This window comes from Devosia sp. (assembly GCF_028290645.1).
Lineage (GTDB): Bacteria > Pseudomonadota > Alphaproteobacteria > Rhizobiales > Devosiaceae > Devosia_A.
The window spans coordinates 1-9733 of sequence record NZ_JAQGJL010000142.1; the positions used below are offsets into that span (position 1 = coordinate 1).

9 protein-coding genes and 1 tRNA gene are annotated in these 9733 nt (G+C 66.5%); 9 read left to right on the plus strand and 1 reads right to left on the minus strand.

All coding sequences use genetic code 11. The annotated features are described in order from the left end of the window. The first annotated feature begins 117 nt into the window (after positions 1-117). The 4 genes from JWQ89_RS08215 to JWQ89_RS08230 all read left to right on the plus strand — a co-directional run bounded on the left by JWQ89_RS08215 (position 118) and on the right by JWQ89_RS08230 (position 3751). A tRNA-Lys gene (locus tag JWQ89_RS08215) sits at positions 118-193 on the plus strand. 184 nt (positions 194-377) lie between these two features. Beyond that, positions 378-1079, plus strand: a complete 702-nt coding sequence (locus JWQ89_RS08220) for a TerC family protein (RefSeq protein ID WP_299639997.1) — start codon at positions 378-380, stop codon at positions 1077-1079. 195 nt (positions 1080-1274) lie between these two features. Then, a complete protein-coding gene (locus JWQ89_RS08225) occupies positions 1275-2423 on the plus strand; it encodes a GNAT family N-acetyltransferase (protein WP_299639998.1) in 1149 nt (382 codons plus the stop codon). Next, a complete protein-coding gene (locus JWQ89_RS08230) occupies positions 2423-3751 on the plus strand; it encodes a polysaccharide biosynthesis C-terminal domain-containing protein (protein ID WP_299639999.1) in 1329 nt (442 codons plus the stop codon). Before JWQ89_RS08225 ends, JWQ89_RS08230 begins: the two co-directional genes overlap by 1 nt. 20 nt (positions 3752-3771) lie before the next feature. On the opposite strand, the gene JWQ89_RS08235 is transcribed toward JWQ89_RS08230, so the two are convergent. After that, on the minus strand, positions 3772-4338 hold the full coding sequence (locus JWQ89_RS08235) for a hypothetical protein (RefSeq protein ID WP_299640001.1): 567 nt from the start codon (positions 4336-4338) through the stop codon (positions 3772-3774). A 152-nt stretch (positions 4339-4490) separates the two neighbouring features. On the opposite strand from JWQ89_RS08235, the gene acs reads away from it, so the two are divergent. The 5 genes from acs to JWQ89_RS08260 all read left to right on the plus strand — a co-directional run. Beyond that, entirely contained in the window at positions 4491-6434 is a 1944-nt protein-coding gene (gene acs, locus JWQ89_RS08240; protein WP_299640003.1) for an acetate--CoA ligase, read from the plus strand. A 202-nt stretch (positions 6435-6636) separates the two neighbouring features. Then, entirely contained in the window at positions 6637-7725 is a 1089-nt protein-coding gene (locus tag JWQ89_RS08245; RefSeq protein ID WP_299640005.1) for a glycoside hydrolase family 3 N-terminal domain-containing protein, read from the plus strand. Next, positions 7722-8222, plus strand: a complete 501-nt coding sequence (locus JWQ89_RS08250) for a cupin domain-containing protein (protein ID WP_299640007.1) — start codon at positions 7722-7724, stop codon at positions 8220-8222. The genes JWQ89_RS08245 and JWQ89_RS08250 overlap by 4 nt, the downstream gene beginning before the upstream one ends. 162 nt (positions 8223-8384) lie before the next feature. Beyond that, the gene (locus JWQ89_RS08255) at positions 8385-9200 is read left to right on the plus strand and encodes a UDP-2,3-diacylglucosamine diphosphatase (RefSeq protein ID WP_299640009.1); all 816 of its coding nucleotides are present in this window, start codon (positions 8385-8387) and stop codon (positions 9198-9200) included. A gap of 203 nt (positions 9201-9403) precedes the next feature. Continuing rightward, on the plus strand, positions 9404-9733 hold a 330-nt coding region (locus JWQ89_RS08260), incomplete at its 3' end, for an MFS transporter (RefSeq protein ID WP_299640010.1).

Sequence of the window (9733 nt, forward strand, 5' to 3'; positions counted from 1 at the left end):
CTTCTTGTCGTCGTGGGCGCGTTAACTTACCAATCTGGCAAAAGCGCGAAAGTCCACAAGCAGGGCGAATGGATGCTGGACAAGGGGAAGGGGCCCTGCTAGTCACCGCGCCGGATCGGGCGGCTAGCTCAGCTGGTAGAGCAGACGACTCTTAATCGTCGGGTCCGGGGTTCGAATCCCCGGCCGCCCACCAATCCCTCCCAAATGGCTCGAATGACGGGACGGACCGGCGCCGAGCCGTTCTGCCTGCGCATAGCTATCGAGCCTTGCCGCGCACAGCGCCGCAGGCGTTGAAATGTCCGAACGACGCACTTCACAATCTCGCCCGTGCCGCTTACATAGCCGCGACCAGCTTTTGATCGCGGAGAGATCCAGGAATGCCCTTTGGCCTTGATGCTTCGGCTTTTGCGGCGTTCTTCCAGGTTATCGTCATCGATCTCGTGCTCGCCGGCGACAACGCCGTCGTCATCGGGCTTGCCGCTGCCGGGCTCCCATCCGATCTCCGCCGCAAGGCAATCCTCATCGGCATCATCGCGGCCACCGTGCTGCGTATCGGCTTTGCGCTGATCACCACGTCGCTTCTGACCCTCGGCGGCGGCCTCCTGGTCGCGGGCGGACTGCTGTTGCTCTGGGTGTGCTGGAAGATGTACCGCGAGCTCGCGGTCTCCCACGAGCAGGAGCATGAGGCTACCGAAGCGCTGTCCGACAGCGATCTCAACAGCGACGGCACGGTAGCCAAGCGGGCGCCACGCAAGACTCTCAAGCAGGCCGTCTGGCAGATCGTCATTGCCGACGTCTCGATGTCGCTCGACAACGTGCTGGCGGTGGCCGGCGCGGCGAAGGGCCATGAAGTGGCGCTGATCTTCGGGCTCGGCCTGTCGGTGCTGCTGATGGGCGTTGCCGCCTCGCTGGTGGCCGGGCTGCTGCACAAGTTCCGCTGGATCGCCTGGATCGGTCTCGCGGTGATCCTCTATGTGGCGGTCAGGATGCTCTACGAGGGCGCCGACCAGCTGCTCGGGCACACCCTGCCGATGATCCCGCTGATCAAGGGCGCCCCGGCGGCGGCGCTGGTTCACTAGGCAGGGGACTCATCGCAAACTCACCGAGGACCGGGTCAAATCCAGTCCCCGCACGCAGCCCACCGCCTGCACCAGTCGGACCGGCTACCTTCTCCTAACCAAGCGCGCATATTCCTTGTATTGCGGCAGGCGGCGTAGCAATTCCTGAAGTTGTCCCGCGCTAGCGTCCGGCAGGTTTCTTGCCGGGTTCCGTCCATGTCGCTTGCCGCCCTGTCTCCCAGCCCCGTTGCGCAGGCGGTCGCCTCGCCGACGCGCATTGCGTTCGCCATGCGCTCGGTGACGCCGGACGCATGGGACGATGCGATTGCCGGGTTCGAGGGGGTCTGCCAGGAGCAACTCGCGACGTTTGCGCAGGCGCGCTGGCCCGACGTGGTGCTGGAGCCGCTGCTGTTTCATCGCGACGAAGAGGTGGTGGGCGGCTGCCTGATCATGGTGCAGCGATTGCCGCTTGGGCTCGGGTCCATCGCCGTCGCCAAGTGGGCGCCGATGCTTCGGCACACAGGCGGCGCCGATGCCGGTTCGATCTACGCCGAGATGATCGAGGCGCTGTGCGCCGAATATGCCGGGCGGCGCGGGATGATGCTATCGGTGCTGCCGCGGGCCTCGCTGATCGAGGGCAACGCGGAGTATGCGCTGCTGCTGGGCCGCGGGTTCCGCAAGGGCGCGACGCTGCTGTTCCCTGACCGCTACATCGTCAACCTGCGCCTCAGCGACGCCGAGCAACGCGCCAGCTTCCACCAGAAGTGGCGCTACCACCTCAACAAGGCCGACAAGGCGGGGCTCAGCTTCGAGCATGCCGCGCCGGAGCGGCGAGCCGAGTTCGACGCGCTCTACGAGCAGATGGTTGACCGCAAGAAATTCCCCGATCACTCGGCCTACGGCACCGTGCCGGCGCTGATGGAGATGGCGAACCCGGCGCTGCGCCCCGAACTGTTCTTCGTCCGCCACGCCGGCGAGATCGTCGCCGGGGCGATCATCTTCAAGGCGGGCGACCGGGCGGTCTATCTCTATGGCGCAACCAGCGCCGCAGCACTCGAGCTGCGCGCCGGCTATTTCCTCCACTGGCACATCATCCGCTGGCTGCGCGACAATACCGAGGCCCGCTGGTACGACCTCGGCGGCACGGACGGCTTCCAGGGGCTGCACCAGTTCAAGAAGGGCATGGTGGGCGAGCGCGGCGTCATCACGCCGGTGCCGCCGGTGGCCAACTACGCCGAGCGCTGGTGGCCGCGCCTCCTCGGCGAGGCGGCCTTTGCCGGCCGCGAGATCGCCCATGCCGTCGGCCGGCAGGTGGACCGCCTGCGGCCGGATCGCGCCAAGCCCGACCAGCGGCGCGACGCCTGATGAGTCTCCGGCAGCGCCTGCTCTCGCAATCGAGCGTGATCTTTGCCGCCCGCATCTTCGGCGCCGGCGTGATCTTTCTCGCCCAGGCCGCGATCGCGCGCTTCTGGGGCGCCGGCATCCTCGGCGAGTACCTGCTGATCATCGCGACGGTGAACATCGTCGCCGTGGTGATGCCGCTCGGCTTTGAAACCATCGGCACCTATTTCGCCGCCGAATACCGCTCGAAGGGCGAGGGGCGGCTGCTGCGCGGCTTCATGCTGCGCGCCTACGGGCATGTCGCGGCGATGGCAGTGGTGCTGCTGGTCGCCGGCTACCCGCTGGCCGCTCTGTTCGGCGAGCCGGGCAGGGTGCTGACGGCGCACTGGCTGCCCGCCTGCCTGATGACGCTCGCGACGGCAGTCGTCTACTGCAACAGCGCCCTCCTCGTGGGCCTCAAGCGCCCGCTGGCCGGGTTCTTCGCCGACACCATCTTCCGGCCGCTGCTGATCGTCCTCTGCTTTGCCCTGGCGACGATGGCCAGCGATGCCGAGGGCCGGTTCGCAGAGCTGATCTGGCTGCTCGCCATCGGCTTCACGGCGATCGCGGCGGCACAGTTCGCCTGGGTGCTGCGGGCCGCCGGCCAGGTACCGCACGGGATCACCAGCCGGTCCGTCGAGTGGAAGCGCTGGTGGCGCTTCGCGCTGCCCTGGGTGGTGATTGCGCTCGCCACCGACTTCTTCTTCGACATCGATCTCCTCATCCTCTCCAATCTCCTCGATCGCGAAAGCCTCGCGGTGTTCGGGGTGTGCACGCGGGTGTTCTCGCTGGTGGCCTTCGGCGTCTCCTCGGTCTACGCCGTGACGCTGCCGGAGATGTTCGAGCGCAACGCCGCCGCCGACCGCGAGGGGTTCATGAAGCAGATCGGCGAGGCCAATCTCGTCGCGAGCGGCATCTCGGTGGCGCTGTTCGCGGTGGTCGCCGCCATCGCGCCGCTGCTGCTGATGCTGTTCGGGCCGGAGTTCCAGGCCGGCGTCGCGCCGCTAGCGGTGCTGTGCCTCACGCTCTGCGTACGCTCGCTGTTCGGCCCCGCGGCGCTGGTGCTGTCGATCCACGACCGCCCATATGCGACGCTCCCGGCAATCGGCCTCGGCATGGGCGTGCTGGCGGCGGGCAATGTGCTGCTGGTACCGGCGCATGGGCTGATGGGCGCTGCCGTGGCAGCATTGCTGGCACAGACCTTCTGGTCCGCCGCGATGTGGCTGACGGCGAAGCGCATGGCGGGGATCGACGTGTCGATCGGGCCGCGGCTGCGGGAGTTGCTGGGACGTCGCGTGGTGAAGGACGTTTAGGTTGGAGCGGAGCTCAAGACTCACCGCCCCAGCAACATATCCACCCGCGCCCGCAGCTTCGCGATCCGCCCCATGCCCATGCCGCTGTCGTAGTCGCCGGTGACCTTCGTGTAGAATTTCTCCATCACCACGTAGTCCTCCCCGAAGATCTGCTGGCGCAGCAGCGCCGTCTGCTCGTAGCCGTAGCGGCGGAGGAGCGCGAGGGCGACTTCGTTCTCGGGGCGCACCCAGGTGAAGGCCTTGTGGAACCTGCCGTTGTCCCAGTGCTGGTCGAAGATCCGCATGCCGTGCAGGCCGAGGCGGGTCTGGCGGTGCGAGGGGAAGATCCAGCTCCAGTAGCGGAAGATCGCGCCGCATTCCGGCCCCGAGATCAGCCCGCCGCCGGCGACGCCGTCGACCGTCAGGATGATGACGTGGAACGGATCGACCCGCTGCAGGGCGCGCAGGAACCCCTTGGTCAGCCGGCCCTTCTCGTGCGCCTTGAAGCGGCCCGAATAGTGCGGCGACTCGTCGATCACCGCCATCAGTTCGCGATGGATCATATCCAGTTCGTCTGGTCGCGCGGCGTGGTAGCCGAGTTCGGGCATCGGAGCCTCCAATGGTATTGCCCCATTGTGCCTGCAAACCCGCGGAGAAAGGGTTTACCGCCAGGGTTTCCATTGGCCTAAAGGCGGCAAGTGGTCTGCTTGCCCGGCCCGGTGGGCTTGGTTAGAACGGTGCGCAAACGGGAGGACGATCGATGAGCGAGAGTTTGGTGTTCGAGCCCAGCGCGGCGGCCATCGCGCGGACGCGGACCACGGCGGCGCAGTACGAGGAATTGTACGCCCGCTCGCTGAGCGACCCGGACGGCTTCTGGAAGGAAATGAGCCAGCGCATCGACTGGATCACGCCGCCGACCAAGATCAAGAACACCACGTTCGAATACCCCAATGTCTCGATCAAATGGTTCGAGGACGGGGTGCTCAACATCTCCGCCAACTGCGTCGACCGGCACCTCGCGACGCGCGGCGACCAGACCGCAATCATCTGGGAAGGCGACACCCCGGGCACCGATGACCGGACCACCTACCGGCAGCTCCACGAGCGGCTCTGCCGCTTCGCCAATGTGCTGAAGGCCAACGGCGTCAGGAAGGGCGACCGGGTCACCATCTACATGCCGATGATCATCGACACTGCCGTGGCGATGCTCGCCTGCGCCCGTATCGGCGCCGTACACTCGGTGATCTTCGGCGGCTTCTCGCCGGATTCGATCGCCGGTCGCATCAACGACTGCGATTCGAGGATCGTGCTGACCGCCGACGAGGGCCGGCGCGGCGGCAAGACCATTCCCTTGAAGAAGAACGTCGACGAGGCGCTGGCAAAGACCCCGGGCGTCGAGCGCGTCATCGTCGTCCGGAACACCGGCAATCCGGTGGAGATGAAGGCCGGCCGCGATGTCTGGTACCACGAGGCGGCGGAGGCCGTTTCCGCCGACTGCCCGCCCGAGCCGATGAACGCCGAGGATCCGCTGTTCATCCTCTACACCTCCGGCTCGACCGGCAAGCCGAAGGGCGTGCTGCACACCACCGGCGGCTACATCGTCTGGGCCTCGCTGACGCATGAGCGCGCCTTCGACTACCGCGATGGCGACATCTACTGGTGCACCGCCGATGTCGGCTGGGTCACCGGCCACAGCTACATCGTCTATGGCCCGCTGGCCAACGGGGCGCAAACGCTGATGTTCGAGGGCATCCCGAGCTATCCCGCCGCCTCGCGCTTCTGGCAGGTGGTCGAAAAGCACAAGGTCAACACCTTCTATACCGCGCCGACCGCCATCCGCGCCCTGATGGGCGCCGGCGCCGAATTCGCCGACAAATACGAGATGCCGTCACTGCGGCTGCTCGGCTCGGTGGGCGAGCCGATCAATCCCGAGGCCTGGCTCTGGTACCACAAGCATATCGGCAAGGGCCGCTGCGAGATCGTCGATACCTGGTGGCAGACCGAGACCGGCGGCTTCATGATCACCCCGCTCCCCGGCGCCATCCCGACCAAGCCTGGCTCGGCGACCAAGCCGTTCTTCGGGGTGAAGCCCGTCGTCCTCTCGCCCGAGGGCAGGGTGCAGGAGCAGACCAAGGCGGAGGGCGTGCTCTGCATCGCCGACAGCTGGCCGGGCCAGATGCGCACCGTCTATGGCGATCACGCGAGGTTTGTCTCGACCTATTTCGAGACCTACAAGGGCTACTACTTCACCGGCGACGGCTGCCGGCGCGACGAGGACGGCTACTACTGGATCACCGGCCGCGTCGATGACGTGCTCAACGTCTCCGGTCACCGCATCGGCACCGCCGAGGTGGAGAGCGCACTGGTGGCGCATCCCAAGGTCGCCGAGGCCGCTGTGGTCGGCTATCCGCACGACATCAAGGGGCAGGGCATCTATTGCTATGTCACGCTGATGGCCGGCGAGACCGGCGACGACGCGCTGAAGACCGAGCTGCGCAACTGGGTGCGCAAGGAGATCGGCGCCATCGCCTCGCCCGACCTCATCCAGTTCGCCCCGGGCCTGCCCAAGACCCGCTCGGGCAAGATCATGCGCCGGATCCTGCGCAAGATCGCTGAGAACGACTACGGCGCGCTGGGGGATACGACGACGCTGGCGGACCCGGGCGTGGTCATGGATCTGATCGAGAACCGGCAGAACCGCTGAGCCGGGGCGCGTGGCCACCCCCCACCCTTGATCCCTCCCCACCAGAGGGAGGGAGACGACTGATGGTATCGCGAACTCGATCGGCCTCCCTCCCCCTTGTGGGGAGGGAATGAGGGTGGGGGTGCCCCGCGCTCCGCCCCATCGGCCTTTCGCCGCAATCTCTTGCCAAAAGCCAATTCCCATCCCCTGAGATCCAACATCCATGCGCCTCGCCACGAAGCTCCTCGCGACGATCCTGATCCTCGCCGCGCCCCCCGCCTTTGCCCAGTCGCTCGAGCAGATGGCGGGACAGATGATCGTCGTCGGCTTCACCGGCGATTCGGTCGACGACAAGTCGGTGGTGGCTTTGCGCAAGGAAGTCGCGGCCGGCGAGATCGGCGGGGTGATGTATCTCAAGACCAACGTCGCGAGCCGCAAGGCGGTGCAGGCGATGAACGCGGCGTTCCGCGAGGCCTCCCCGAAGCTCCCGCCGTTCATCACGCTCGACCAGGAGGGGGGGCTGGTGGAGCGGCTCGGCAATTCCGTCGGCTTCAAGGAAATTCCCGACGCCGCGACGGTCGCGGCCACGCACACGCCCGAGCAGTCGCGCAGCGTCTATGACGGGCTGGCGCAGGGCGTCGCCGAGTGGGGTTTCAACGTCAATTTCGCGCCGGTAGTCGATCTGGCGGTCAATCCGAACAACCAGGTGATCGCCAAGTACGGTCGCGCCTACGGCAAGACCGCCGACGTGGTGACCGAGTACGCATCCGAAGTGATCGCCGCGCACCATGCGGCGGGGCTGCTGACATCGCTCAAGCACTTCCCCGGCCACGGCTCGTCCACTGCCGACAGCCACGAGGGCTTTGTCGACATCACCAAGACCTGGAAGCCCACCGAGCTCGAGCCCTATCGAGCGCTGATCGCCAAGGGCTACGAGGATTTCGTCATGGTCGGGCACCTGATCGACACCAATACCGATCCATCCGGCCTCCCCTCGAGCCTCTCCAAACAATGGATCGAGGGCGTGCTGCGCGGCCAGCTCGGCTTCACCGGCGTGGTGATCACCGACGATCTCGAGATGGGCGCCATCCGCGACCATTTCGGCCTCAAGGACACCGTCATCCGCGCGGTGCGCGCCGGGGTTGACGTGCTGCTGTTTTCCAACACGTCCAAGCCGCGGGCCTCGCTGGGCGACGAGGTTCGGGCGATCCTCGTCGCCGAGGCCGAGGCCGATCCGGCGTTCAAGGCGCGGATCGAGGAGAGTTACAAGCGCATCGTGGCGCTGAAATCGCGTATCGGAGCGGCGGAATGACGACCCTCACCAAGGCCGAGGTGATCGAGAGGCTCGGGCTCGGCGGGCACTTCGAGGGCGGCTATTTCCGCGAGTCGTTTCGCCCGACGCACCGGGAAAAGTTGCCCACCGCCCGCGGTCCGCGCGGCACCATGACCAGCATCTACTACATGCTGACCGATGATTCCCCGATCGATGCCTTCCACACCAAGCACTCCGACGGCATCCAGTTCCACCATTTCGGAGCGCCGCTGACCTATCACCTGATCCACCCGGACGGGCGCTACGAGGCGGTGGTGGTGGGCCCGGACCTGGCGGTGGGCCAGGTCCCGAGCCTCGCAGTCGCCGGCGGCGTCTGGAAGGCCGCCGAGCTGCCGGCGGGCGAGTATGGCCTCGTCAGCGAGGTGGTGGCGCCAGGCTGGGAGATGGAGGACATGATCCTCGTCACCCGCGCCGAGCTGCTGGCGCGCTTCCCGCAGCATGCCGAAATCATCACAAGGCTGACTCCGGAGCCGTGACGGCACGGCCCACAGCGGGTCTCAGGCCTGTCGCAGTCGCATTGTTTGTTCCCTGAGGATACGAGTTTTCCCCACCAGAGGCCTGCGGGGCGGCGAAACCGCTCCCTTCCCATGGGTCAAATAGGCTAAACTCCCGGTCCCCAAAGGCGTGAGGTTCATGGCATGAGCGAAGAGGGCAGGGAGGTGCGGCGGGTTCGTGCGCTGTTCATCTCCGATGTGCATCTCGGCATGCGCCCCACCCGCATCACCCAGCTGATCGATTTCCTGCGCTGGCACGAGGCGGAGGTGATCTATCTCGTCGGCGATATCGTTGACGGCTGGCGGCTCGCCAAGGCCTGGTACTGGCCGGCCGAATATCACCAGCTGGTCGAGATCTTTCTCGACAAGGCGCTGGCCGGCACCCGCATCGTGGTGCTCCCTGGCAACCACGACGAGTTCCTGCGCGAGTACCTGGGCACCTATGTCGGCGAGATCGAGTTCGTCGACCGCACCGTCCACACCACGGCGCAGGGCAAGACCTATGTCGTGATCCACGGCGACCAGTTCGACGTGGTGGTGGCGCATGCCAAATGGCTGGCCCATGTCGGCGACTGGGCGTATCGCGCGGCGCTGCGGCTCAACATCGCGGTCAACTGGGTGCGCCGGCGCATGGGGCTGACCTATTGGTCGCTCTCCGCCTGGGCCAAGCACAAGGTGAAGAACGCCGTCAGCGTCATCGGCCGCTTCGAGGAAGCGCTGACGCTCGAAGCCCGCGACAGCGGCGCCGACGGCGTGATCTGCGGCCACATCCACTACGCCGACATGCACGAACGCCTCGGCATCCACTACGTCAACACCGGCGACTGGGTGGAAAGCTGCACCGCCGTGGCCGAGACGCACGAGGGCGTGCTCGAGTTGTTGCACTGGACCGAGGCGCCATTGCCGCGCAAGCCGCGGCGGCTGAGGCTGCGGAGGGCGCCGGCGGTGCCGGGCCAATGATCAGCACCTGACGCCACCTCAGGCTGCTCCGCCCCAAAAGGGGAGGAGGCGATAGCCGAATCTCAGTTCGCGCATACGACGGAGCACAGCCGCAGCCGTGCAAGCGCCGTAACGCCCAATAACGCCGTAGCGGTTGATCTTTCACCGGTGGCTGGGGCAGTGTCGCGCGGTGCGGCGGATTCTCCCGCCCGGAGCACACCCACATGTCGTCGAGCCTCGTCGCGCCCCGGGTTTCACCGGAGTTGCGCGCCGCAATCTACCATTTCGCGGTGTTCGGCAGCACGGGTGTCGCCTCGGTGTATTTCGGCATCTGGCTGCTCAATCGCGGCATCGGCCCCGACGAGATCGGCATCATCAATGCCGCGCCGCTCGTCGCCATGCTGGCGGTCAACGTGCTGGTCGGGCGCATCGCCGATCGGGCCAAGGACTGGCGCGGGGTGATCATCGCGCTGTCGCTGATAGCCGGCGTGGTGCCGATCGGGCTGTTCTTCGTGTCCGGTTTCTGGGGCATTCTTGGGATCTGGGTGCTGTCG